The sequence below is a fragment of the Bacillus sp. CPT56D-587-MTF genome, from assembly GCF_058792335.1.
The window spans coordinates 3,987,501-4,014,227 of the sequence record NZ_JBYTEF010000001.1 but is presented as its reverse complement, the minus strand read 5'-3'; the positions used below and the strand labels follow the sequence as shown (position 1 = coordinate 4,014,227).

24 protein-coding genes and 2 pseudogenes are annotated in these 26,727 nt (G+C 36.7%); 23 read left to right on the top strand and 3 right to left on the bottom strand.

From position 1 onward, the window contains the following. The first annotated feature begins 15 nt into the window (after nt 1–15). From alaS to greA, 10 genes are all read left to right on the top strand, one after another. Nucleotides 16–2,658, top strand: a complete 2,643-nt coding sequence (gene alaS / locus AC3WVZ_RS20675) for an alanine--tRNA ligase (protein WP_000811825.1) — start codon at nt 16–18, stop codon at nt 2,656–2,658. A gap of 76 nt (nt 2,659–2,734) precedes the next feature. Continuing rightward, nucleotides 2,735–3,001, top strand: coding sequence for an IreB family regulatory phosphoprotein (locus AC3WVZ_RS20670; protein WP_000348590.1), 267 nt, complete (start codon nt 2,735–2,737; stop codon nt 2,999–3,001). Between the two features lie 3 nt (nt 3,002–3,004). Then, nucleotides 3,005–3,418, top strand: coding sequence for a Holliday junction resolvase RuvX (gene ruvX, locus AC3WVZ_RS20665; RefSeq protein WP_001221192.1), 414 nt, complete (start codon nt 3,005–3,007; stop codon nt 3,416–3,418). 12 nt (nt 3,419–3,430) lie between these two features. Then, the gene (locus AC3WVZ_RS20660; protein ID WP_000392730.1) at nt 3,431–3,709 is read left to right on the top strand and encodes a DUF1292 domain-containing protein; all 279 of its coding nucleotides are present in this window, start codon (nt 3,431–3,433) and stop codon (nt 3,707–3,709) included. Between the two features lie 223 nt (nt 3,710–3,932). Next, nucleotides 3,933–5,003 carry an endolytic transglycosylase MltG gene (gene mltG / locus AC3WVZ_RS20655; RefSeq protein WP_000572139.1) on the top strand — a complete coding sequence of 357 codons (1,071 nt, stop codon included), beginning with the start codon at nt 3,933–3,935 and terminating at the stop codon, nt 5,001–5,003. A 203-nt stretch (nt 5,004–5,206) separates the two neighbouring features. After that, nucleotides 5,207–5,848 carry an O-methyltransferase gene (locus tag AC3WVZ_RS20650; protein ID WP_000389102.1) on the top strand — a complete coding sequence of 214 codons (642 nt, stop codon included), beginning with the start codon at nt 5,207–5,209 and terminating at the stop codon, nt 5,846–5,848. A gap of 7 nt (nt 5,849–5,855) precedes the next feature. After that, entirely contained in the window at nt 5,856–6,785 is a 930-nt protein-coding gene (locus tag AC3WVZ_RS20645; protein WP_000742801.1) for a peptidase U32 family protein, read from the top strand. An 18-nt stretch (nt 6,786–6,803) separates the two neighbouring features. Further along, nucleotides 6,804–8,084 (top strand): peptidase U32 family protein, encoded by a 1,281-nt coding sequence (locus AC3WVZ_RS20640; protein WP_000217974.1) that lies wholly within the window; start codon nt 6,804–6,806, stop codon nt 8,082–8,084. Nucleotides 8,085–8,101: 17 nt separating this feature from the next. After that, on the top strand, nt 8,102–8,740 hold the full coding sequence (gene udk, locus AC3WVZ_RS20635) for a uridine kinase (protein WP_000537078.1): 639 nt from the start codon (nt 8,102–8,104) through the stop codon (nt 8,738–8,740). A gap of 278 nt (nt 8,741–9,018) precedes the next feature. Then, a complete protein-coding gene (gene greA / locus AC3WVZ_RS20630; RefSeq protein WP_000102591.1) occupies nt 9,019–9,495 on the top strand; it encodes a transcription elongation factor GreA in 477 nt (158 codons plus the stop codon). A gap of 127 nt (nt 9,496–9,622) precedes the next feature. Here the strand turns inward: greA and AC3WVZ_RS20625 are convergent. After that, nucleotides 9,623–10,991, bottom strand: a pseudogene (locus AC3WVZ_RS20625) (IS1182-like element ISBth7 family transposase); the annotation flags it as partial. A 381-nt stretch (nt 10,992–11,372) separates the two neighbouring features. On the opposite strand from AC3WVZ_RS20625, the gene AC3WVZ_RS20620 reads away from it, so the two are divergent. The 3 genes from AC3WVZ_RS20620 (at nt 11,373) to AC3WVZ_RS20610 (ending at nt 14,653) form a co-directional block, all read left to right on the top strand. Continuing rightward, entirely contained in the window at nt 11,373–12,053 is a 681-nt protein-coding gene (locus AC3WVZ_RS20620) for a hypothetical protein (protein WP_000680871.1), read from the top strand. Nucleotides 12,054–12,140: 87 nt separating this feature from the next. Then, a complete protein-coding gene (locus AC3WVZ_RS20615) occupies nt 12,141–13,895 on the top strand; it encodes a peptidoglycan D,D-transpeptidase FtsI family protein (RefSeq protein ID WP_000695148.1) in 1,755 nt (584 codons plus the stop codon). 116 nt (nt 13,896–14,011) lie between these two features. Next, nucleotides 14,012–14,653 carry a YrrS family protein gene (locus AC3WVZ_RS20610; RefSeq protein ID WP_233935330.1) on the top strand — a complete coding sequence of 214 codons (642 nt, stop codon included), beginning with the start codon at nt 14,012–14,014 and terminating at the stop codon, nt 14,651–14,653. A gap of 125 nt (nt 14,654–14,778) precedes the next feature. On the opposite strand, the pseudogene AC3WVZ_RS20605 reads toward AC3WVZ_RS20610, so the two are convergent. Then, nucleotides 14,779–16,148, bottom strand: a pseudogene (locus AC3WVZ_RS20605) (IS1182-like element ISBth7 family transposase); the annotation flags it as partial. A gap of 134 nt (nt 16,149–16,282) precedes the next feature. Further along, on the bottom strand, nt 16,283–16,498 hold the full coding sequence (locus tag AC3WVZ_RS20600) for a YrzA family protein (protein ID WP_000010984.1): 216 nt from the start codon (nt 16,496–16,498) through the stop codon (nt 16,283–16,285). Nucleotides 16,499–16,634: 136 nt separating this feature from the next. Here AC3WVZ_RS20600 and AC3WVZ_RS20595 point away from each other — a divergent pair, with 136 nt between their 5' ends. The 10 genes from AC3WVZ_RS20595 (at nt 16,635) to AC3WVZ_RS20550 (ending at nt 26,654) form a co-directional block, all read left to right on the top strand. Further along, nucleotides 16,635–17,273: a class I SAM-dependent DNA methyltransferase gene (locus AC3WVZ_RS20595; protein ID WP_000536320.1), complete on the top strand. Its 639-nt coding sequence runs from the start codon at nt 16,635–16,637 to the stop codon at nt 17,271–17,273. 14 nt (nt 17,274–17,287) lie between these two features. Continuing rightward, nucleotides 17,288–17,983: a 5'-methylthioadenosine/S-adenosylhomocysteine nucleosidase gene (mtnN, locus tag AC3WVZ_RS20590; protein ID WP_001217024.1), complete on the top strand. Its 696-nt coding sequence runs from the start codon at nt 17,288–17,290 to the stop codon at nt 17,981–17,983. A gap of 82 nt (nt 17,984–18,065) precedes the next feature. Further along, the gene (locus AC3WVZ_RS20585; protein ID WP_001103874.1) at nt 18,066–18,989 is read left to right on the top strand and encodes an O-acetylserine dependent cystathionine beta-synthase; all 924 of its coding nucleotides are present in this window, start codon (nt 18,066–18,068) and stop codon (nt 18,987–18,989) included. A gap of 3 nt (nt 18,990–18,992) precedes the next feature. Continuing rightward, nucleotides 18,993–20,126, top strand: coding sequence for a bifunctional cystathionine gamma-lyase/homocysteine desulfhydrase (locus AC3WVZ_RS20580; RefSeq protein ID WP_065211819.1), 1,134 nt, complete (start codon nt 18,993–18,995; stop codon nt 20,124–20,126). 264 nt (nt 20,127–20,390) lie between these two features. After that, nucleotides 20,391–22,994 carry a bifunctional acetaldehyde-CoA/alcohol dehydrogenase gene (gene adhE / locus AC3WVZ_RS20575; protein WP_233935328.1) on the top strand — a complete coding sequence of 868 codons (2,604 nt, stop codon included), beginning with the start codon at nt 20,391–20,393 and terminating at the stop codon, nt 22,992–22,994. Nucleotides 22,995–23,120: 126 nt separating this feature from the next. Then, nucleotides 23,121–23,348, top strand: a complete 228-nt coding sequence (locus tag AC3WVZ_RS20570; protein ID WP_000661263.1) for a YrhC family protein — start codon at nt 23,121–23,123, stop codon at nt 23,346–23,348. Nucleotides 23,349–23,505: 157 nt separating this feature from the next. After that, entirely contained in the window at nt 23,506–24,453 is a 948-nt protein-coding gene (locus AC3WVZ_RS20565) for an ABC transporter substrate-binding protein (protein WP_142408079.1), read from the top strand. A gap of 5 nt (nt 24,454–24,458) precedes the next feature. Continuing rightward, nucleotides 24,459–25,487 carry a FecCD family ABC transporter permease gene (locus AC3WVZ_RS20560; protein ID WP_233935326.1) on the top strand — a complete coding sequence of 343 codons (1,029 nt, stop codon included), beginning with the start codon at nt 24,459–24,461 and terminating at the stop codon, nt 25,485–25,487. Beyond that, nucleotides 25,474–26,292, top strand: a complete 819-nt coding sequence (locus AC3WVZ_RS20555; protein WP_000626552.1) for an ABC transporter ATP-binding protein — start codon at nt 25,474–25,476, stop codon at nt 26,290–26,292. Before AC3WVZ_RS20560 ends, AC3WVZ_RS20555 begins: the two co-directional genes overlap by 14 nt. Then, nucleotides 26,259–26,654: an ankyrin repeat domain-containing protein gene (locus tag AC3WVZ_RS20550; RefSeq protein ID WP_001192766.1), complete on the top strand. Its 396-nt coding sequence runs from the start codon at nt 26,259–26,261 to the stop codon at nt 26,652–26,654. The genes AC3WVZ_RS20555 and AC3WVZ_RS20550 overlap by 34 nt, the downstream gene beginning before the upstream one ends. Nucleotides 26,655–26,727 lie beyond the last annotated feature (73 nt).

Here is a 26,727-nt window from a genome sequence, read left to right as displayed (position 1 = left end):
AAGGAGGAAAATACAATGAAACAACTAACAGGCGCACAAATTCGTCAAATGTTTTTAGACTTTTTCCAAGAAAAAGGACATGCAGTAGAACCTAGTGCATCACTAGTTCCACATGAAGATCCATCTCTTCTATGGATTAATAGTGGTGTAGCTACATTAAAAAAATATTTTGATGGACGTGTAATCCCACAAAATCCACGTATTACAAATGCTCAAAAATCAATTCGTACAAACGATATTGAAAACGTAGGGAAAACAGCTCGTCACCATACATTCTTTGAAATGTTAGGAAACTTCTCAATTGGTGATTACTTCAAAGAAGAAGCAATTACATGGGCTTGGGAATTCTTAACGAGCGACAAATGGATCGGATTCGATAAAGAATTACTATCAGTTACAATCCATCCAGAAGATGAAGAAGCATTCACAATTTGGAATGAGAAAATGGGCGTTCCAAAAGAGCGTATTATCCGCTTAGAAGAAAACTTCTGGGATATCGGTGAAGGGCCAAGTGGACCGAATACAGAGATTTTCTATGACCGCGGAGAAGCTTACGGTAATGACTTTAGTGACCCAGAATTATATCCAGGCGGAGAAAACGAGCGTTACTTAGAAGTATGGAACCTTGTATTCTCTCAATTTAACCATAATCCAGACGGTTCATATACACCACTTCCTAAGAAAAACATTGATACAGGGATGGGTCTAGAGCGTATGACATCTATCGTTCAAGATGTACCTACGAACTTTGATACAGACCTATTCATGCCGATGATTGGTGCAACAGAAACAATTTCTGGTGAAAAATATCGTAATGGCGATTTAGAAAAAGATATGGCATTCAAAGTAATTGCTGACCATATCCGTACAGTAACATTCGCTGTTGGTGACGGTGCTCTTCCATCTAACGAAGGCCGTGGTTATGTATTACGTCGTTTATTACGCCGCGCTGTTCGTTATTCGAAGAAATTAAACATCAACCGTCCATTTATGTTTGAATTAGTACCGGTTGTTGGAGAAGTAATGAAAGACTTCTATCCAGAAGTACTTGAAAAGAAAGATTTCATTGCGAAAGTTGTGAAGAACGAAGAAGAGCGTTTCCATGAAACACTTCATGATGGTGAAGCGATTTTAGCTGAAGTAATTGCAAAAGCAAAAGAAGAAAAAACAACTGTTATTTCTGGAGTAGATGCGTTCCGTCTATATGACACATACGGTTTCCCAATTGAATTAACAGAAGAATATGCAGAAGAAGCTGGCATGACAGTTGATCATGAAGGTTTTGAAAATGAAATGGAAAAACAACGTGAGCGTGCACGTGCTGCTCGTCAAGACGTTGATTCCATGCAAGTTCAAGGTGGTGTCCTTGGAGAAATTAAAGTAGCGAGCGAATTCGTTGGTTACGGTACAGTTGCAACAGAAAGTAACGTTGTTGCACTTGTGAAAAACGGCGAATACACAGACAGCTTACAAGCTGGTGAAGAAGGACAGTTAATTCTTGATGTAACACCATTCTATGCTGAGAGTGGTGGACAAATTGCAGACCGTGGTTACCTTCTTGCAGATGGTGTGAAAGTTCTTGTAAAAGACGTACAAAAAGCACCAAACGGCCAAAACTTGCATAAAGTTGTTGTTGAAGAAGGTACATTAACGAAAGATGCGGCTGTAAAAGCTATTATCGATACGAAAAACCGTAGTAGCGTTGTAAAAAATCATACAGCAACTCACTTACTACACCAAGCATTAAAAGACGTACTTGGAACACACGTTAACCAAGCAGGTTCTCTTGTAACTTCTGAACGTCTACGTTTTGACTTCTCTCATTTCGGTCAAGTACAAGCTGACGAATTAGAAAAAATTGAGCGTATGGTAAACGAAAAAATTTGGGAAAGTATTGATGTTGAGATTTCTCAAAAAGCAATCGAAGAAGCGAAAGAAATGGGCGCAATGGCATTATTCGGTGAAAAATACGGAGATGTTGTACGCGTTGTACAAGTTGGCGATTACAGCTTAGAGCTTTGTGGTGGTTGTCACGTTGATAATACAGCTTCTATCGGTATTTTCAAAATCGTTGCTGAGTCTGGTATTGGTGCAGGAACTCGTCGTATTGAAGCAGTAACTGGTAAGTCTGCATACGAATTAATGAACGATCAAGTAGGTTTATTAAAAGAAGCAGCAGGAAAAATGAAAACAAATCCGAAAGATATTTTAACAAGAGTTGATGGTCTATTTGCTGAAGTGAAACAACTGCAAAAAGAAAATGAATCTCTTGCTGCGAAATTAAGCAATATCGAAGCTGGAAACTTAACTGATTCTGTAATGACAGTTGATGGTGTGAATGTATTAGCAGCGAAAGTAAATGTTGCAGATATGAACAACTTACGTACGATGATGGATGATCTGAAAAATAAATTAGAATCAGCAGTTGTTGTATTAGCGTCTGTTAATGACGATAAAGTAAACATCCTAGCAGGTGTAACGAAAGACTTAATTAGCCAAGGTTACCATGCTGGTAAACTTGTGAAAGAAGTAGCTTCTCGTTGCGGCGGTGGCGGTGGTGGCCGTCCTGATATGGCACAAGCAGGCGGTAAAAACCCAGCTCAAGTCGAAGAAGCTTTAGCATTTGTACAAGAGTACGTTAAATCTGTTTCAAAATAAAGAGATAGTAGTGTACAATGGTAGGGAGAGGAGAAGTTCTTCTCCCTATACTTACTATATAAGTGAGGTGCTTGAAATGGACGGTTTTGATAAAACAATGAAGTTTAGCATTCAAGATGAAAAACAGAGTGTCCATGTAAATGATGTACTTTTAACTGTGTATGATGCACTTCAAGAAAAAGGCTATAATCCGATTAACCAAATCGTCGGTTATTTATTAAGTGGAGACCCAGCATACATACCTCGCCATAAAGATGCACGTAGCATCATTCGCAAGCTTGAACGTGATGAGTTAATTGAAGAGCTTGTGAAGTCTTACTTGAAACATCATCGTGAGGAGTAGTTTATGCGGATATTAGGTTTAGATGTAGGTACAAAAACAGTCGGAGTTGCAATTAGCGACGAGATGGGCTGGACAGCACAAGGATTAGAAACAATTAAGATTAACGAAGAACGAGGTCACTTTGGTTTTGATCGTATTTCTGAGTTAGTAAAGCAGTACAATGTGGACAAAATAGTAGTAGGTTTACCTAAAAATATGAATGGTACAATTGGCCCACGTGGTGAAGCGTGCCAACAATTTGCAGAAAACCTACGAGAGCTGTTACAATTAGACGTTGTAATGTGGGACGAGCGTTTGTCAACGATGGCAGCGGAACGTCTACTCATTTCAGCTGATGTAAGTCGTAAGAAGCGAAAACAAGTAATCGATAAGATGGCTGCAGTCGTAATCTTACAAGGATTTTTAGATAGAAAATAAGAGGTGACCAAAATGGAAGAACGTCAAATTACAATTGTAGACGAAAAAGGTAACGAACATTTATGTGAAATTATTTTCACTTTTGATGCTGACAAATTTGGTAAAAAATCATACGTAATCTTCTCTCCAATCGGTGAAGTAGATGAAGATGGAGACCCAATTTATGATGCAATGGCTTATGAGCAAAATGAAGAAGAGGGCGGAGTTTTACTTCCAATCGAATCAGAAGAAGAGTGGGAAATGGTACAAGAAACGTTTAACACTATTGCTGATGAGCAAGAAGCTGAATAATAAGTACTGAAAAGATGGACGACATACAGTCCATCTTTTTTTGTATTTATATGTAAAATGAAAGATTTTTTGTCGAAACTGTGTAAGTCTTTGTAGTATAATGAGACGGATTGTAGAAAAATAAAGTATCAATTAAAAAAGATAAGTGAATTTGTTGCGTTTTTACATCGTGCTGTATAGAAAGGTGTACATACGGTCTACAATTAAGTAAGGAGGAAATGTTTTGATAGAGAATCAAGTGAAAAAGAAGCGTAGACGCATCTTTTTATTTTCGATTATTGCATTGCTTTTAGTTTGTGGTTCAGTCTATGCGTATATTTCATCTGCATTAGGACCAGTTGATAGCGGGAATAAAAAAGAGATTGAAGTAGAAATTCCGAAAGGATCATCTACAAGTAAAATTGGAGAAATTTTAGAAGAAAAAGGCGCTGTAAAAAACGGTACAGTTTTTAGTTTTTATACAAAGGCTAAATCGAAAAGTTTACAAGCAGGTACATATTTATTAAATCCTTCAATGAATGCTGAAGATGTGATCGAACAAATGTCATCTGGCAACGTGCATCGTCCAGCTCTTTATAAAGTGACGATTAAAGAAGGGGCGCAAGTAACTGAAATTGCAGAAACGATTGCGACAGAACTAAAGTGGAATAAAGATGATGTTACGCGTCAATTAAACGATAAAGCATTTATTCAAAAAATGCAGCAAAAGTATCCGAAGTTATTAACGGATAAAATCTTTGATAGTAATATTAAATACCCATTAGAAGGTTATTTATATCCTGCAACGTATTCGTTTTATAAGAAAGATACGACGTTAGAAGAAATTGTAATTCCAATGCTTGAGAAAACAAATGCAATCATTGTTCAAAATGAGGCGAAAATGAAAGCGAAGAATTGGGATGTTCATCAGCTTTTAACATTATCTTCACTTATTGAAGAAGAGGCAACTGGTTTTACAGATCGTCAAAAGATCTCTAGTGTCTTTTATAATCGTTTAACAAAAGGTATGCCACTTCAAACGGATCCAACGGTATTATATGCACTTGGAAAGCATAAACAACGTGTATTATACGAAGATTTAAAGGTCAACTCACCGTATAATACGTATGTTGTAAAAGGATTGCCGGTAGGGCCGATCGCAAACTCTGGTAAACATTCAGTGGAAGCTGCGTTAGAACCTGCGCAAACAGATTATTATTATTTCTTAGCTGCACCAAGTGGTGAAGTGTATTATGCGAAAACATTAGAAGAGCATAATGCATTAAAGCAAAAATACATTACGAAAAAACAGTGAAATGGGGAGGGATAGCGAAAAAAGTCGCACATCCCTCTTTTTTGTGGTAAAATATATCGGGTTAAAAACTGGCAGAAGAATCGTTTTTAATATCAAAACGGGACGTACAAGCTAAGGGTAAAGCTGGCTTGTATTTTTATTGCATTCTATGTGTGAAAAGACGTCATAGAGGCACTTCTCCATGTAAATAAGGAGGACCATTTATGGAGGATGCAGTTAACGAGTACCTATTATCATTTATTGATCCGAAAGATAAATTAATTCTTGAAATGGAAGAATATGCAACAGAAAATCATGTGCCGATTATGGATCGACTTGGAATGGAATTTATGCTGCAATTTTTACGTTTAATTGGACCGAAAAGCATTTTAGAACTTGGAACAGCAATCGGTTATTCTAGTATTCGTATGATGCAAGCTATTCCAAATTCACGTATTGTGACAGTTGAGCGCAATCGTGAGAGATATGAAAAAGCACTTGAATATATAGAACGTTCCCCAGTAACAGATCGTATTTCAGTTATTTACGGTGATGCGTTAGAGACAGGTGAACAAGTAAAAGAACACGGGACATTTGACGTTATTTTTATTGATGCAGCAAAAGGACAGTATCGTCGCTTTTTTGACTTATATGAACCGTTATTAAATCCTGGTGGAGTAATTATTTCAGATAATGTTATGTACCACGGTCTTGTAACGACAAAAGAGAAAATTGAAAACAGACGTACACGTGGTTTAATCCGTCGTATTAAGACGTACAATGAGTGGCTTATGAATCATGAAGGATATGATACAACGATTTTCCCAATTGGTGATGGAGTAGCTGTTAGTAAAAAGAGAGGGTGACCAAGGTATGAAGAAACCTGAATTGTTAGTAACGCCAAGAGCGGTGGCGGATATCGAACCTCTTGCGAAAGCAGGAGCAGATGCGGTAATGATCGGTGAGCAAAAGTTTGGTTTACGTTTAGCAGGGGAGTTTTCACGTGAAGATGTAAAACAAACTGTGAAGATTGCACATGAAAATGGTGTGAAAGTATACGTAGCCATGAACGCTATGTTCCACAACGATAAAGTAGAAGAATTAACAGATTACGTTTCATTTTTAAACGAAGTAAATGTAGATGCAATTGTTTTCGGAGATCCAGCGGTATTAATGGCTGTTCGCGAAGTAGCACCAAATATGCAGTTGCACTGGAATACAGAAACGACAGCAACAAACTGGTTCACTTGTAACTACTGGGGACAAAGAGGAGCGAAGCGCGCTGTATTAGCTCGTGAGCTGAGCTTAGATGAAATTGTTGATTTAAAAGAAAATGCTGAAGTGGAACTAGAAGTACAAATTCACGGTATGACTTGTATGTTCCAATCGAAGCGTTCATTAGTAGGAAACTACTTTGAGTATCAAGGACGTAATCTTGACATTGAAAAGAAAAAATATGAAGAGAATATGTTCTTATATGACCCAGAGCGTAACAATAAATATCCAATTTATGAAGATGAAAATGGTACTCACATTATGAGTCCGAACGATATTTGTTTCATCGATGAATTAGAGGAACTAATCGAAGCTGAAGTTGATAGCTTAAAAATCGACGGTGTACTAAAAAGCTCTGAATACATTATTGAAGTAACGAAGAAATATCGTCAAGCGATTGATTTATGCGTAGAAGATCGTGATGCATATTATGACGTGAAAGATGATCTATATAAAGAAATAGAAGAAATGCAACCAGTAAATCGTCCGTTAGATACAGGATTCTTCTTTAAAGAAACGGTTTACTAAACGAGGAGGGTGTAGGAAATGACTGTACAAGAAATTTCACGAGTGATCGATGGCAAACGTGTTATTGTGAAGAAACCTGAACTGTTAATCCCTGCGGGTAACTTAGAAAAATTAAAAGTAGCTATCCATTACGGGGCAGATGCTGTATATTTAGGTGGACAAGAATTTGGTCTTCGTTCGAATGCAGGTAACTTTACGCTAGAAGAAATGGCAGAAGGCGTTGAGTTTGCAAAGAAGTATGGAGCAAAAATATACGTAACAACAAATATCTTTGCACATAATGAAAATATGGACGGGCTAGAGGAATATTTAAAAGGGATTGAAAAAGCTGGCGTAACGGGAATTATCGTTGCTGATCCGCTTATCATTGAGACTTGTAAACGCGTAGCGCCTTCTGTTGAGGTGCATTTAAGCACACAGCAATCACTATCCAACTGGAAAGCAGCACAGTATTGGAAAGAAGAAGGTTTACATCGTCTTGTATTAGCTCGTGAAGCAAGCTATGAAGAAATGAAAGAAATTAAAGAAAAAGTGGATATTGAAATTGAAGCATTCGTACATGGTGCAATGTGTATCGCATATTCAGGAAGATGCACATTAAGTAACCATATGACAGCGCGTGATTCTAATCGTGGTGGTTGTTGCCAATCTTGCCGCTGGGATTATGATTTAGTTCAAACAGTATCACAACATAAAGATGCAAAAGAGCTTCCTCTATTCCAAGAAGGAGATGCTCACTTTGCGATGAGTCCAAAAGATTTAAATTTAATTTTATCAATTCCGAAAATGATTGAAATCGGAATCGATAGCTTAAAGGTAGAAGGACGTATGAAATCAATCCATTACGTAGCGACTGTAGCAACTGTATATCGTAAAGTAATTGATGCTTATTGTGCGGATCCAGATAACTTTGAGTTTAAACAAGAATGGTTAGATGAGCTTGATAAATGTGCAAATCGTGATACAGCTCCTGCATTCTTTGAAGGGGTTCCAGGACATCAAGAGCAAATGTTTGGAAATCATAGTAAGAAAACAACGTATGATTTTGCTGGTTTAGTGTTAGATTATAATGAAGAAACGGGCATCGTAACGATTGAGCAACGTAATCATTTCAAACCAGGACATGAAGTGGAGTTCTTTGGACCAGAAATAGAAAACTTTACGCAAACGGTGGAGAAAATTTGGGATGAGGATGGAAACGAATTAGATGCAGCGAGACATCCGTTGCAAATCGTGAAATTCAAAGTGGATCAACGAGTGTATGTGAATAATATGATGCGCAAAAGCATACTTCAATAAGAAAGAGTGATAGTCGAATGGGGACGAATAAGCCTGTTGTAATTGGAATTGCTGGTGGTTCGGGATCAGGTAAAACGAGTGTAACGAAAGCGATTTTTGACCATTTTAAAGGTCATTCTATTTTAATCTTAGAGCAAGATTATTATTACAAAGATCAAAGCCATTTACCAATGGAAGAGCGTTTAAAAACAAATTATGATCATCCGCTTGCGTTTGATAATGATCTGTTAATTGAACATTTGCAGCAGTTGCTTGCATATGAGCAAATTGATAAGCCTGTATATGACTATACATTGCATACGCGTTCAGAAGAAATTATTCCAGTTGAGCCGAAAGATGTAATTATTTTAGAAGGAATTCTTATTTTAGAAGACCCACGTCTTTGCGAGTTAATGGACATTAAATTATTCGTTGATACGGATGCTGACCTTCGTATTCTGCGTCGCATGCAGCGTGATATTAAAGAGCGCGGTCGTACGATGGATTCAGTTATTGATCAGTACGTAAATGTTGTACGTCCAATGCACAATCAATTTATTGAGCCTTCTAAGAAATTTGCGGATATTATTATCCCTGAAGGTGGACAAAACCACGTTGCAATTGATATTATGGTGACAAAAATTGCAACAATTCTTGAACAAAAAGTAAATTTGTAATAGCATAGTAAAAGATATACGGTAGGAAGGGATTTTTTCCCTTCCTATCGAATACAATGAAACATGCAACCTCATCTATATATAGGTGAGGGCATATTTATATCAACTTTCCATACATATCTTCTTTATATAAAGAAGAATTGGAAATACGGGGTTGTATGTGACAACTCCGCTAGTGCAAGGGTACTAGAAACCTCCGCTAACAATGGAAGCGGAGGAGTTTTCATATGGAACTCCTCTTTTTTTCGGGGGATTGGTATATAAAAGGAGTGGAAAATATGTCAACAGAAAAAACATACCCTATGACGCAAGAGGGTAAGCAAAAACTAGAGAACGAACTTGAGCAATTAAAAACAGTAAGACGTAAAGAAGTAGTAGAACGTATTAAAATCGCACGTAGCTTCGGGGACCTTTCTGAGAACTCTGAGTACGATGCAGCGAAAGATGAGCAAGCGTTCGTAGAAGGACGTATTACACAATTAGAAAATATGATTCGTAACGCAGTTATCATTAAAGATACTGGCGAAGTATCTACTGTTGTTACATTAGGTAAAACAGTAACATTTAAAGAATTACCAAATGGAGATGAAGAAGCGTACACAATCGTAGGTAGCGCGGAAGCTGACCCATTTGAAGGAAGAATTTCTAACGATTCTCCAATCGCAAAAAGCTTATTAGGTAAGCAAATTGGTGAGAAAGTAACAATCCAAACACCAGGCGGAGAAATGCAAGTAGAGATTGTCTCTGTAAAATAAAAAAAAGATTCTCCTATCGGGAGAATCTTTTTTTTCAGAGTGTTGGGAAACCCTTTAGGGTTCCCAACACTCTGGAATCTTTTTTGATTTTAGCGAATAAAAACAACATAAAATAATAGAATTTTAAAAAATAGCCCTCCACCTGACCCTTTTTGGTCAGGTGGAGGGCTATTTTTTTCATGTTTTGACAAGCTGCGGTGAGATAAGCTTGCATTTGGACAGACTTCAGCCCTCGAAACCGGGCATAGCGGTAGCCATGTAGTTCTTTGGCGTCTGCAAAGCTTCGCTCTATAGTGGAACAGCGTACTTTATACAACCTTTTCCCTGTAGCTGTTAGCTTGTTTTTTCTAGCAATATCCTTATATTTCTCCCACACATGATGAGTGATAACTTTTTGTTTTTGTTTCTTTGAAAAGCACACCTCACGTAACGGACAAACAGCGCAGTCTTCTGGATTCGATTTGTATTGACGGTATCCTTCACGATCAGTTGTTACATATTCTAGAATACATCCCATCGGACAAGCGAAACATTCATTTCTTCTACATATTTAAATTGGCTTTTCGGTACTTCTTTATTCCGTTTTCCAAATCGGCGATACCCCATCACCATAAATATATTCCGTTCTGATAGTTTCTTACAGATATATCCTGTAAAATAGCCAGCATCAAGGGCAACAGCTTCTACTTTGAAGTCGAATTTATCAATCTGAGCTTGGAGGCGTGCTAAATACGGCTCGGAATCTGCCATATTTCCAGCCGTTACATAGGTATCTGTAATAATATTGTACTTCGCATCAGTCGTACGATGATCCAAGAAATGAAAACCATTTGGTTTTCCATCTCTCATTAAAAATCCACTATCTGGATCCGTTGTACTTATACGAGTTTTTTTGGTAGGGGTATCACTTTCCTTTCTAGGTTTTAATTCTTTTTTCCATGTACCTCACGATCTTCGATTACCGCAGCTTCTAGCTCGTCTATATAAAACTTTGCTTTTTCTTTTTTATATTTATGTACAAATTTATTTTTATTGGCATTGGCCTTAATATGTGTAGAATCTGTCATCAGTGCACGTCCTCCTACCATCCGGTGCTCCGTCGCTTGTCTCACAATCTCATCAAAAATTTCTTCGAAAATATTTGTATGAATAAAACGAGTACGACGATTCCAACTGATTGTAGAGTGATCCGGAATAGTATCCGATAGAGAAAACCCTAAAAACCAACGGTAGGCAATATTCGTTTTAATTTCCTTTTCCAATTGACGCTCAGAACGAATACCGTAAAAATATCCAATAAACATCATCTTAAATAAAACAATAGGATGAATGGACGGGCGTCCATTGTTTTCACAGTAATAAGGGCGTAACTTCTCTTCAATAAAATCAAAACTAATTGTCGCTTCAATTGCACGAAGGAAATGATCTTGTGGAACCAACTCTTCTACAGAAACAGATACACGCTCATCACGATGATTTTTTAAAGCACCCATCATAAAAAATCTCTCCTTTTCCTCTTTTTTATCAGTGTTGACACATAAAAAGAGGTTCAGACACAAAAACAGGCTGTGGAGAAGACTTTCTCCACAGCCTGAAAAAAAAGATTCTCCTATCGGGAGAATCTTTTTTTTATCCCGCTATTTGCCAGGCAGTAAGACCACTATCTCAAACTTCAGCGGAAGTAAAGAAGTTAGGTGGGCGTCGGACTGCTCGTAAACGCCCGCTTGGTGAGGGCTAATTAAAGTTTCACTTTATCTGTAGAATAGAAAAAATTGTGTAAACCTTAGAGTGATTCGACAAAAAATGTCAAAAAAACATTTTAAACTTTGATATCATAATTGGAGAATATAGGTTTCAAAAGGGAAAAGGGGCTAATTATGAAACATAAAATCTTTACAGGATTGGTTTGTAGTATCTCTATATTAGGACTTGCTGCCTGCGGAACGAAAGAGGAAACTACATCATCAAAGGGAGAAAAAGTGAAGCAAGAAGAAAAACAGGATATTAAAGCAACTGAGAGTTCAAAAGCCTTAGCAAATCCACAAGATAAAAAGGAATTCAATGATTTTGATGTAGCGTATCAATTAGCTATTGTGATGAAAATATTTCAAGATGTAACGATTAAGTACGATTATGCGATTGGGAATCCAGATTATTTATTGCGAGATTCGATGGATCAAAAAACAATAGATGATATGAAGAATATGTTACAAGAACAGGCGAAAAATAATGATAAAATTTTAAAAGATGAAGTGAATCAAGCATATACATATTTAAAACAATCGAAAGTAAGTAATAAAGATGACGTTCAAAAAATAATAGATGCACAAAATAATTATTTACATATTGTAGATAAGATGATTACTTGTATTGATTCTGTAACAGTTGAGAATGCAAAAGAAAAAAGAAATGAAATGGATAATTTCAGTAAGGACTATTTAAAAGTAGCGGCTAATGTAACAACTACTGTAATTGAAGTTGCTAAAAACACTGGAGTGAATGAAACTGAATTTAAATCGCTTCTTACGAAATTTTTAGAGAAGCCAAAAAAACAATAATAGCTTTATATAATATCTATTTTTGTTTTGGAGCTTGTATAAATAAAATAGTACCTCGTCTAAACTACAATAGACGAGGTGTTTTTTATGAAAATAAAACGGAGAATTACAATTGTTTTAATTTGTTTTATGAGCGTTATGTTTTTATTGCTTTGTCGTTTAATCCAAATTCAAATTATAGATACAGAATCATTTACTGATCGCAAAATAAATTTAATTGAAAAAAGTGTTACGCAACGCACACAATCCATTACAGTAGACGATGGACGTGGGCAGTTTATAGATCGTAATGGTAAAGAAATAGGTGAGGAAAAATATCCTGTTTTAATTATTTTTCCATTTTTACAAATAAAAAATGACATGTTAGAGAAAATCGCGCATATCATTGGTGTGTCGAGACAAGAGATTAGAAGACAAATGAAAAATAACAAAAATGCATTTACCCTACAAGGAGAAACTGCTCCATTTCGAGTGACACGAGAGCAGATGGAGAAGGTAAATGAATTACATGTATTAGGTATTGTAGCAGCTGAAGTGCGATTAAAACAAACTGGAGAGATAAGTCATTTAATTGGTGATGTAGGGGAGAACGAAAGGGAATTTCAAAAGCGATATGGAGAATTGAAAAAAATTTCAAAACAAACGCCGATAGGTATTTCAGGATTACAGCAATCATTTGATGAATTTCTATTGACTGATGGAGAGGCAAAAGTATTATATCAAGTAGATCGGCAAGGAGAACCAATTTTCGGAAAGCAAGCGAAATACACTTCACCAGGAAATCCATTTTATCCAGTTAGGATTCAAACTACTTTACATAAAGAGTTGCAGCAAAAAGCAGAAGAAGTGATTGAAGCAAACGAAATAAAGAAGGGGGGATTAGTATTACTTGATGTAAAGACAAATGAAATATTAGCGATGGTTAGTAAGCCGTCTTTACAAGTAAGGGATGAGAATTTATATAAAACTACACTTGAAAATCAAATGTTAACGCCACATTTTCCAGGCTCTGTTTTTAAAACAGTAGTTGCAGCTGCAGTCATTGATCAAAAAGTAAATTTGTTTAATCGGACATTTAACTGTAATAAAGATTTATATGGTGAAAACGACCCGCAAGTTAGGATGGGTACGCTTAACTTTAAAGAGAGCTTTGCTAGGAGCTGTAACAGGACATTTTCCGAGTTAGGTAACGAGCTATTACAAAAGGATAGGACGGTGTTAGAAACATACGTAGCAGCTCTAGGAGCAAATGAAAAGGTTGGATGGAAAGGTTCTGTATTTCATACACCTCATTTTGAGCAAATGCCAGAAGAGAAAGGCACTACTATTTGGGGGAATGAAGAAAATAAAAGTAATAAAAAAGCGGTAGAACAAACAGCGATTGGACAGAAAGATGTACGTATATCACCTCTAGCAATTGCAAATATGATGGCGACGATTGCGAGGAATGGAGAAAAGATGGAAGTGAAAGCTGTTGAAAAAATAGTATATAAAAATGGAGCGGATTTTTTTACATTTGAGAGCCATACGTTAAATGGAAAACAGCTTTCGTATGAAACAGTGAAAACATTACAAGAGTTATTAAGAGGCGTTGTAACAAGGGAGAAAGGAACAGGAACAGCATTCCGTTCGTTGCCACTAAGTGTTGCTGGAAAATCCGGGACAGCGCAAACAGGGAAAGGGACGAGGGTGAATCGCTGGTTTGCAGGTTATTTTCCGTATGAGAATCCAAGATATGCTTTAGTTGTTGTTGATCTAGAGACTGATAGCAAAGTGAATAAAGTTACACCTACTTTTAAAGATATGGTGGGAGCAATCTATCAATTGGAGAATGAAAAGTAATCTTGCAATTTATAGTGAAATGTCTTCATTTCATGAAAATATCATTGTAAATGTTCAACCTTTCTAGATTTAATGTTACAATAGCAATTAGGAAAAACTGCATGGAGGTTTGGAGAATGGCAGGAGGATCAAGATTCCAACAGAAACAACAAAAACGTCGTCAAAACGGTGTTTTAAATATTGCAAGCGCTATTGTATTACTATTAGTAGCTATTGTAGCATATCAATTGTTCGTTCCTAGTACGAAAGAGCAAGCATCTTCTACTGATAAGAAAGTCTCTCAACAAACAACAAAGAATGAGAAAGCTGGAAAATCAGAAGATAAAGAATCTGCTAAGAAAAAAGAAAAAGAACAAGAGCAAGCAGAAGCTAAGAAAAAAGCTGAAGAAGAGAAGCTAAAGGCTGAAGAAGAAGCGAAAGCTAACGAGAAAGTATCAGCTGAAAAAACTGTATCTAAGGCAAAAGAGGCTTACACAAAACCTTCTTGGAAAGCTGTAGGAACAGAACAAGGTTCATCACCGGCGATGACGTTTAAACAAGGGTCATCAGATTGGAATGAGATGCAAAGTGCAATTGCTGCAGGTGTTGAGATACCGAAAGAGCAATTAGTATTCCATTTTGTTGGAAGAGACAAAACTGGAAAGAGCAAAGCTTATGGTGATGTTCAAGATAAGCAAAGTGGGAAAAGATATTACGTAAATATTGATTGGGTAGACAATGAGGGCTGGAAACCAGTACTTGTTCAAACTCTAAACTAAAAAAGAGAAGCTCCTTAGGAGCTTCTCTTTTTTCAGAGTGTTGGGAAACCCTTTAGGGTTCCCAACACTCTGGAATCTTTTTTGATTTTAGCGAATAAAAACAACATAAAATAATAGAATTTTAAAAAATAGCCCTCCACCTGACCCTTTTTGGTCAGGTGGAGGGCTATTTTTTTCATGTTTTGACAAGCTGCGGTGAGATAAGCTTGCATTTGGACAGACTTCAGCCCTCGAAACCGGGCATAGCGGTAGCCATGTAGTTCTTTGGCGTCTGCAAAGCTTCGCTCTATAGTGGAACAGCGTACTTTATACAACCTTTTCCCTGTAGCTGTTAGCTTGTTTTTTCTAGCAATATCCTTATATTTCTCCCACACATGATGAGTGATAACTTTTTGTTTTTGTTTCTTTGAAAAGCACACCTCACGTAACGGACAAACAGCGCAGTCTTCTGGATTCGATTTGTATTGACGGTATCCTTCACGATCAGTTGTTACATATTCTAGAATACATCCCATCGGACAAGCGAAAACATTCATTTCTTCTACATATTTAAATTGGCTTTTCGGTACTTCTTTATTCCGTTTTCCAAATCGGCGATACCCCATCACCATAAATATATTCCGTTCTGATAGTTTCTTACAGATATATCCTGTAAAATAGCCAGCATCAAGGGCAACAGCTTCTACTTTGAAGTCGAATTTATCAATCTGAGCTTGGAGGCGTGCTAAATACGGCTCGGAATCTGCCATATTTCCAGCCGTTACATAGGTATCTGTAATAATATTGTACTTCGCATCAGTCGTACGATGATCCAAGAAATGAAAACCATTTGGTTTTCCATCTCTCATTAAAAATCCACTATCTGGATCCGTTGTACTTATACGAGTTTTTTTGGTAGGGGTATCACTTTCCTTTCTAGGTTTTAATTCTTTTTTCCATGTACCTCACGATCTTCGATTACCGCAGCTTCTAGCTCGTCTATATAAAACTTTGCTTTTTCTTTTTTATATTTATGTACAAATTTATTTTTATTGGCATTGGCCTTAATATGTGTAGAATCTGTCATCAGTGCACGTCCTCCTACCATCCGGTGCTCCGTCGCTTGTCTCACAATCTCATCAAAAATTTCTTCGAAAATATTTGTATGAATAAAACGAGTACGACGATTCCAACTGATTGTAGAGTGATCCGGAATAGTATCCGATAGAGAAAACCCTAAAAACCAACGGTAGGCAATATTCGTTTTAATTTCCTTTTCCAATTGACGCTCAGAACGAATACCGTAAAAATATCCAATAAACATCATCTTAAATAAAACAATAGGATGAATGGACGGGCGTCCATTGTTTTCACAGTAATAAGGGCGTAACTTCTCTTCAATAAAATCAAAACTAATTGTCGCTTCAATTGCACGAAGGAAATGATCTTGTGGAACCAACTCTTCTACAGAAACAGATACACGCTCATCACGATGATTTTTTAAAGCACCCATCATAAAAAATCTCTCCTTTTCCTCTTTTTTATCAGTGTTGACACATAAAAAGAGGTTCAGACACAAAAACAGGCTGTGGAGAAGACTTTCTCCACAGCCTGAAAAAAGAGAAGCTCCTTAGGAGCTTCTCTTTTTTGTTAACGCAATTTCTTTAATTTAAAATGAACAACCGCGCTATAATACGGTCTTTTGCTTTCAGGATCCATAACCATTTGATGAGAGATGTGATGAACTTCAAGCATAAGTGCTTTATTATTATCAATTTGTTCACTAATTTTTCGTTCTAAAGAAGCTAAGTCTCCCGCTTCAAAAAACTCTACTTTATCTTCTAACATTTCAAAGGTAAATGACATGAAGACGGCCCCTCTCCTATGTAATCAACTATAGTGTAACAAAGAAAAGAAGGAAATACCATGTACATTTCAATTGACATTTTTAGAAAGAGGGAATATCATACTGATAAAACCGATAAGAAAAAGGGGAATTTTTATGGGTACAGAATTTAATGGTTTATTTGATGAGTGGGCTCATACGTACGACTCATTTGTACAAGGCGAAGATATACAATATAAAGAAGTTTTCGCTCATTATGAGGACATTCTAGAGGATGTAGTTAACAAGTCATTTGGTAATGTATTAGAATTTGGTGTCGGTACAGGTAATTTAACAAATAAATTATTACTTGCTGGCCGCACAGTTTACGGTATAGAACCGTCGCGTGAAATGCGCATGATTGCAAAAGAGAAATTGCCAAAAGAATTTTCAATTACAGAGGGTGATTTTCTTTCGTTTGAAGTTCCAAATTCAATTGATACCATTGTAAGCACCTATGCATTTCATCATTTAACAGATGATGAAAAAAATGTAGCGATTGCGAAGTATAGTCAATTGCTAAACAAAGGTGGTAAAATAGTGTTTGCTGATACGATATTTGCAGATCAAGATGCATATGATAAAACTGTTGAAACAGCAAAAGAAAGAGGTTTCCATCAGTTAGCAAACGATTTGCAAACGGAATACTATACACGTATTCCAGTTATGCAGACTATTTTTGAAAACAATGGCTTCCATGTAACTTTCACGAGATTAAATCATTTCGTTTGGGTAATGGAGGCAACTAAGCAATAGAAAGAGGGATTAGATTGAGAATTGCTGTAATTGGAGCAATGGAAGAAGAAGTACGTATTTTACGTGACAAATTAGAACAAGCAGAAACAGAAACGGTTGCTGGTTGTGAATTTACGAAAGGGCTATTAGCAGGGCATGAAGTAATCTTGTTAAAGTCTGGTATTGGTAAAGTAAACGCAGCGATGTCAACGACAATTTTATTAGAAAAATATAAGCCTGAAAAAGTAATTAATACTGGTTCAGCTGGTGGATTCCATCATTCTCTAAACGTTGGTGATGTAGTTATTTCCACTGAAGTTCGTCACCATGACGTAGATGTAACAGCATTTAACTATGAATATGGTCAAGTACCAGGAATGCCGCCTGGATTTAAAGCTGATGAGGCGTTAGTTGCATTAGCTGAGAAATGTATGCAGGCTGAAGAAAATATTCAAGTTGTAAAAGGTATGATTGCAACAGGTGATTCATTTATGAGTGATCCGAATCGCGTTGCAGCCATCCGTGATAAATTTGAAAATCTTTATGCGGTAGAAATGGAAGCAGCAGCTGTTGCACAAGTATGCCACCAATATGAAATTCCGTTTGTTATCATTCGCGCACTTTCTGATATTGCTGGTAAAGAATCAAATGTTTCATTTGATCAGTTTTTAGATCAAGCAGCTCTTCATTCTACAAACTTTATCGTAAAAGTGTTAGAAGAGTTAAAGTAATGTAACAAAAAGGCAACTGTCTCATATAAAGAAAATACATACAGTTGCCTTTTCTTTATTGGCAAACAAGGGGGAGAACACGATGAATGTATATCGTGGAGTTCATGAGTTAATTGGTCATACACCAATTGTAGAAATTACTCGTTTTTCACTTCCAATAGGGGTCCGTTTATTTGCAAAGCTTGAATTTTATAATCCAGGCGGAAGCGTTAAGGATCGTTTAGGAAGAGAATTAATCGAAGATGCGCTAGAAAAAGGGCTTGTTACCCAGGGTGGAACAATTATTGAACCGACTGCTGGGAATACTGGTATTGGACTGGCACTTGCAGCATTAGAACATGATTTACGTGTTATTGTTTGTGTACCAGAGAAATTTAGTATTGAAAAACAAGAATTAATGAAAGCACTAGGTGCAACTGTCGTGCATACACCGACTGAGCAAGGAATGACCGGTGCAATTGCTAAAGCAAAAGAGTTAGTAAATGAAATACCGAATTCATACTCTCCAAGTCAGTTCGCAAATGAGGCAAATCCTCGTGCATATTTTAAAACATTAGGACCTGAACTGTGGGACGCATTGAATGGAGAGATTAACATATTTGTTGCTGGAGCAGGAACTGGCGGTACGTTTATGGGGACTGCATCTTACTTGAAAGAAAAAAATATAGATATTAAAACAGTTATCGTAGAGCCAGAAGGATCTATTTTAAATGGTGGTAAGGCTGGTTCACATGAGACCGAAGGAATTGGACTGGAATTTATCCCCCCATTTTTGAAGACATCTTATTTTGATGAAATTCATACGATTTCTGATCGAAATGCATTTTTACGAGTGAAAGAATTAGCGCAAAAAGAAGGACTTCTCGTTGGAAGCTCTTCAGGAGCAGCATTTCATGCGAGCTTACTTGAGGCAGAGAAGGCAGCACCAGGTACAAATATTGTAACCATTTTTCCAGATAGCAGTGAGCGCTATTTAAGTAAAGACATATACAAAGGATGGGAATAAAAAATGAGAGCAAAGACAAAGTTAATTCATGGTATTCGCATAGGAGAACCTTCAACTGGATCTGTAAACGTACCGATTTATCAAACAAGTACGTACAAACAAGAAGCAGTTGGTAAGCATCAAGGATATGAATATTCACGTACAGGTAACCCAACACGTGCAGCTTTAGAAGAAATGATTGCTGTATTAGAAAATGGGCATGCTGGATTTGCATTTGGTTCAGGAATGGCTGCTATTACAGCGACAATTATGTTGTTCTCAAAAGGTGACCACGTTATTTTAACAGATGATGTGTATGGCGGAACATACCGCGTTATTACGAAAGTATTAAACCGTTTCGGTATTGAGCATACATTTGTAGATACAACAAACTTAGAGGAAGTTGAAGAAGCGATTCGTCCAAATACGAAAGCAATTTATGTAGAAACACCAACGAACCCACTACTAAAAATTACTGATATTAAGAAAATATCTACTCTTGCTAAAGAGAAAGACTTATTAACAATTATTGATAACACATTCATGACGCCATATTGGCAGTCGCCGATTTCTTTAGGAGCAGATATTGTGCTTCATAGTGCAACGAAATATTTAGGAGGTCATAGTGACGTAGTTGCAGGTCTAGTAGTTGTAAATAGCCCACAACTAGCAGAAGATCTTCACTTTGTACAAAACTCAACAGGAGGTATTCTTGGGCCACAAGACAGCTTCTTACTACTTCGTGGTTTAAAAACGTTAGGAATTCGTATGGAAGAACATGAAACGAATTCACGCGCTATTGCTGAGTTCTTAAATAATCATCCAAAAGTAAATAAAGTATATTACCCAGGTCTTGAATCACATCAAAACCACGAATTAGCAACAGAACAAGCAAATGGATTTGGTGCTATTATCTCATTTGATGTAGATAGTGAAGAGACATTAAATAAAGTACTTGAGAAATTGCAGTACTTTACACTTGCTGAAAGTTTAGGAGCAGTAGAAAGTTTAATTTCTATTCCATCTCAAATGACACATGCATCAATCCCAGCTGATCGCCGCGAAGAATTAGGAATTACAGATACATTAATTCGTATTTCTGTCGGTATTGAAGATGGTGAAGATTTAATTGAAGATTTAGCACAAGCGCTAGCATAATAAAAAAACGCACTGCTCTATATTAGCAGTGCGTTTTTTTATTACATTATTTTGTGAAACATTTCACAAAATAGACATACACAAACGAAATGATTTCATGTATATTGAATTCAGGAAATGTTACTCACGAACAAACTTGTGAAACATTTCACAAACAATGAAATTCATGTAGGAAAGCATCTCTATTTTTTTATGTTAATTGGGACTTATTTTGACCTATAGGGACATATAAGGACCGTGATAGTAGAATAGGAGGAAATTTACATGGTAGTCAAAGAGAAAGTTGTAAATGAAATGCAGGAAGTAAAAAAGATGATTGATACGCTAGTAAATAATGGTCAACAAGCTTTACAAGCATTAGAAAGTTTTACACAAGAGGAAATTGACAACATTGTTCATGAAATGGCATTAGCAGGTGTTGATCAACATATGCCGCTAGCAAAATTAGCAGTTGAAGAAACTGGCCGTGGTGTATATGAAGACAAATGCATTAAAAATATTTTTGCCACTGAATATATTTGGCATAGTATAAAGCAGGATAAAACGGTAGGAATTATTCACGAAGATTCTCATGAAGAAATAATAGAAATCGCGGAACCTGTCGGTGTAGTAGCTGGGGTAACGCCAGTAACGAATCCAACGTCGACAACAATGTTTAAAGCGTTAATTGCGATAAAAACAAGAAATCCAATTATTTTCGCGTTTCATCCTTCCGCACAAAAATGTTCTGTGGCAGCGGCGAAAACAGTATATGATGCAGCGATGAAAGCTGGTGCACCAAAACACTGTATTCAATGGATTGAAGGACCGTCTGTTGAAGCGACGAAACAATTAATGAACCATGATGGTGTAGCACTCGTTCTAGCAACTGGAGGCGCTGGTATGGTGAAATCAGCTTACTCTACTGGAAAACCAGCGTTAGGCGTTGGGCCTGGTAATGTACCGTGTTATATAGAAAAATCAGCACATGTAAAACGAGCTGTTAATGATTTAATTTTATCGAAAACATTTGATAACGGTATGATTTGTGCATCGGAACAAGCAATCATTGTCGATAAAGAAATCTATGATGATGTTAAAACAGAAATGATTGAAAACAATTGTTACTTTGTAACAGAAGAAGAAAGAAAAAAATTAGAAAAGCTTGTTATAAATGAAAATACATGTGCAGTAAATAGTGATATTGTAGGGAAATCAGCACAGTATATTGCCGATTTAGTTGGGATTACTGTTCCTGAACATACAAAAATGCTTGTAGCTGAAATTCAAGGTATCGGAGCAGCATATCCGTTATCTCGTGAGAAACTGAGTCCAGTATTAGCTTGTGTGAAGGCGAATTCATTAGAAGAAGGATTTACATATTGCGAAGAAATGTTGAACCTAGGTGGTTTAGGACATTCAGCAGTTATCCATTCTACAAATAAAGATGTGCAAAAGCAATTTGGGTTACGTATGAAAGCTTGCCGTCTCATTGTAAATGCACCTTCATCACAAGGTGGAATAGGGGATATATATAATGGATTTATTCCATCACTTACACTTGGTTGTGGTTCATACGGAAAGAATTCAGTTTCCCAAAATGTAACAGCCACTCATTTATTAAATATAAAAAGGCTGGCAAATAGAAAAAAGAATATGCAGTGGTTCAAATTGCCACCAAAAATTTATTTTGAAAAACATGCTACAGCTTATTTAGCAAATATGCCTAACATTTCACGTGCATTTATTGTAACGGACCCTGGAATGGTTGAACATGGCTATGTCGATACAGTCGCGCACTATTTAAACAAGCATGCAAATGATGTGAAAGTTGAAGTTTTCTTTGAGGTCGAACCAGATCCATCAGATGAAACTGTTTTTAAAGGTGCGGAAATGATGAGAAGCTTTAAGCCAGATGTAATTATCGCACTTGGTGGTGGTTCAGCTATGGATGCAGCAAAAGGAATGTGGTTATTCTATGAGCATCCAGAAACGACATTCTATGGCATTAAACAGAAGTTTTTAGATATAAGAAAACGTACATGTAAATATCCGGAATTAGGAAATAAGGCGCAGTTTGTTGCGATTCCAACGACATCAGGAACGGGATCAGAAGTGACACCATTTGCGGTTATTACAGATAAGAAAAATAATATAAAGTATCCGCTTGCAGATTATGAATTAACACCAGATGTAGCAATTGTTGATCCGCAATTTGTAATGACAGTACCACCACATGTAACAGCAGATACTGGTATGGATGTTTTAACACATGCAATTGAGGCGTATGTGTCTGTTATGGCAAATGACTATACAGATGGATTAGCATTAAAAGCTATTGATCTCGTATTCAAATATTTACCGAGAGCATATAAAGATGGAAATGATGAAGAAGCAAGAGAAAAAATGCATAACGCTTCTGCAATTGCAGGTATGGCATTTGCAAATGCTTTCCTCGGTATTAATCACAGCTTAGCACATAAAATTGGACCAGAATTCCATATTCCGCACGGACGCGCAAATGCCATTCTAATGCCGCATGTAGTCCGCTATAATGCTATTAAGCCAAGAAAACACGCATTGTTCTCAAAATATGAGCACTTTGTGGCAGATGAAAGATATGCACATATAGCGAGAATGCTCGGGCTTCCAGCAAGCTCGGCAGCAGAAGGGGTGGAATCACTCGTCAAAGCAATTATTGAGCTTGGAAAAAGCTTAAATATTAATATGAGTATTGCAGGACAAGGAGTAGATAAAGAGCAATTTGAAGAGGTTGTTGGAGTATTAGCAGAAAGAGCTTTTGAAGATCAATGTACAACTGCTAATCCAAAGTTGCCGCTTATTTCAGAACTGAAAGAAATTTATATGGAAGCATATAAAGGTGAATAATGATTAAAAAAGAGCCGCAGTAAAGCGGCTCTTTTTTTATTGGAAAACATCTCCCAGAATGCCTGTATTTACTGGTCTTTCAGTTTCATAGAATATGATACAGTGAAATGGAGGAGTGAGAATATAATGAAAGAATTAAAAGGAAAAATAGAAGACTATACTCGGTTCGGACAAATTCTTCTCGCTGTAAGTACATTGTTAATGGTTGGCTTGTTGATTCCGAATGGAGCAAAAGAGACAATCCAATTTTTTGTTATGATGGGGAGCATCGTTATATTTTTAAGTTTATCGTTCTTTTTCTTTCAGCGTGTGAAAGTGATGCGTGACCAGCTAGAGGAAAATGAATGTGAATAATATTGTTAACTAGAGGGCGGCGAAAAGAAAAAATCTTTTTGTCACGCTTTTTGTTTTTTGTAGAAAAATGTATGCGTTTCATGTTGACAATGATAATCCTTATCAATTAAAGTAGAATAGTAGTTAATGATTATCATTATCAATTAGAGGTGAAGGAATGAAAAAATCTATTACGCTATTTACAGCGATTTTATCTATTTTTTTCTTGTTAATAGGTTGCAGTGCCAAAGGGGACGAAAAAGCGTCTGCAACCAAAACAGAAAAAGGAAAAGAGAAAATCGAAATTACCGACCTATCAGGAAGAAAGGTAACATTCGATAAAGTGCCAGAAAGTTTTGCAACATTAAGTATGGGGGACATGGATATTATTCATGCTTTAGGTGGAAAAATAGTAGGTCGCCCGGATACGAAATTAACTCTTCCAGAGGAGTTAAACAAAGCACAAGTAATTGGGAATGCACATCAACCGAATTTTGAGCAAATTGCTAGTTTAAAGCCCGATGTACTTGTTGCTAACAATGGATTCCAAAAGAATGTGCCAACGGTTGAAGGACAAGGAACGCAAGTTATCATTTCTTCTGCGAATTCTGTACAAGATATTCAAAAGAATATTGAATTATATGGAACGGTAATGAAGAAAGAAGATAAAGCAAAAGAAATTAATCAAAAAATGAATGATCAAATGAAGAAATATGAGAAAAAGAGCGATGTGAAAGCATTGCTAGTGTATGGCGCACCAGGTACTTATTTAGCGGCATTACCAACATCTTTATCAGGTGATATTTTAGAAAAAACAGGCGGAAAAAATATTGCTTCTGATTTTCCAGAAACGAAAGAATATCCGCAATATGCACAGCTAAGTGTAGAACGTATTATTGAGGCGAATCCAGATGTGATTTATTTAATTACACACGGAGATCCAAAAAGTGTGAAAAAAGCATTCGAAGGCGAAATGATGAAAAATGAAGCGTGGAAAAATTTAGAGGCAGTAAAACAAAACCGCGTAGTTATTTTGCCACCTGATTTATTTGGATCTAATCCTGGTACAAAAGTTACAGAAGCAATGGACTTTATGTATAAAAGTATACAAGATGTAAGGAAATGATACGTATGGAAAGTAGTGAAGTAGTAAGAGAAACGGAACATCCTTTTGCGAAAAAAAGATGGATAATAGCAGTTACTTTAGTTATATTAACAATCCTAGGTCTCTTGTACGGTCTTTTCGCAGGAAGTTTATCCTTTTCTATACGAGATATTTTAACAGGTATACAAGAGGAAGGTTCGACAGTTCATCGAATTGTATGGGATCTTCGCATACCGAGAGTGCTTATTGGGTTTATAGTAGGAACATGTTTAGCTGCATCTGGTACACTGCTACAAGGGGTTATGAGAAACCCTCTTGCAGATCCTGGTATTATCGGAGTTTCATCTGGAGCAGGCTTTGTAGCAATTGTCATCATGATTTTATTCCCACAGCATCTAGCTTTTTTACCACTAGGGGCGTTTTTAGGAGCTTTCATAACAGCGATGGTTATTTATGCTTTATCATGGCAAAAAGGGGCACCACCTTCAAGGATCGTCTTAGTAGGGGTGTCGATCAATGCATTAATTGGTGCAGCAACGTCAGCATTAATGTTATTACATAGTGACAAAGTACAATCGGTGTTACCGTGGTTAGCGGGCGGTATTGGTGGTGTAAGTTGGGCACATTTAAACATGATTATTTATTATGCAATATTCGCCATTATATTAGCTTTCTTTGGTATTAAGCATATTCGAGTGTTAATGCTTGGAGATGAAATGGCAAAGTTATTAGGACATAATGTGGAAAAAAGTCGGTTTTATTTAATCGTAGTAAGTACATTATTAGCTGGAATTGCAGTAAGTGTGTCTGGTCTTATTGGATTTGTCGGTCTTGTCGTACCACATATGCTACGTTTATTAGTTGGAAATGATTATAGATATTTGCTACCTTTATCATGCCTTGGCGGCGGGGTATTACTTGTTTTTGCGGATGCAATAGCTCGAAGTTGGTTTGACCCAATCGAATTGCCTGTTGGTATTTTACTGTCCTTCTTAGGTGGTCCGTTCTTCTTATATTTAATTCATAGAGGAGGAAAACAAAGTGATTTCCGTTAACAAAGTGTTTTACGCACACTCTGAAAGATTTCAAATGCAAAATATGAATGTACATATTAAGGTTGGAGAAATCGTTAGTTTAATTGGTCCGAATGGATCGGGAAAATCTACTTTGCTTCGTTTAATAGCAAGGCTACTGAAACAAAGCGAAGGGGACATCATTTTAGATGGGAAAAATATTCATATGATGAAGAGTGCTGATGTAGCGAAGCAATTAGCAATGTTACCACAAATGCATGATCATCAATTAGACTTAACAGTGAAAGAACTAATTGAGTTCGGAAGAGGTCCACATAAATCATGGAGTAGCCGCTTAAATAAAGAAGATGAAGAAATTGTTGATTGGGCATTGTCTGTTACAAATCTTGAAGGGTATGAATATCGTCTTTTACATTCTTTATCAGGAGGGGAACGGCAACGTGCTTGGATTGCGATGACGCTAGCGCAACGTACAAATGTCTTATTATTGGATGAACCAACAACTTTTTTAGATATCGTTCACCAGTTGGAAGTAATGGAACTTGTGAAACGATTAAATGAGGAGTTTGGAATGACAATTATAATGGTTTTACATGACATTAACCAAGCTGCTCAATATAGTGATCGTTTACTTGTATTAAAGCGAGGAAAGATTCAGTATGATGGTATACCAGAAGAAGTACTATGCCATGAAATGTTTCAACATGTATTTGGCATAGATGTAGATATTTTTCAGGGAAGTGACAAGCCTTTTTTTACACCGAAACGAATTTCTAAAAGGGGAGAAGAGCGATGCAAACAGAAGAGCGTATTACCACTGAATTAGTAAGAGAATTTGTTATGGCAGCTCACGGGGATTTAGAGAAAGTACAAGAGCTATTGGTTGAATCACCAAGCTTACTTCACGCTTCTTATAATTGGGGTGGATCAGATTGGGAAAGTGCGTTAGGCGCATCGGCACATGTAGGTCGTAAAGATATTGCTCTTTATTTACTAGAAAAGGGTGCTCGGATGGATATTTTTGCAGCAGCTATGCTTGGTGAATTAGAAGTTGTACAAGCTATTTTAGTAGCTCAACCAGAAGCATTGCGTGCATCTGGCCCTCATGGTATTTCTCTTCTTCAACATGCACGAATGGGTGGAGAGAAATCTAAGCGTGTATATGATTATTTAGCAATACTATCTTAATGAACGAAGGAAGTTCTTATGTGCGGTAAACTTTTCACTTGAAACAATTGGAAAGTTTACCGTCCGTTAGAAC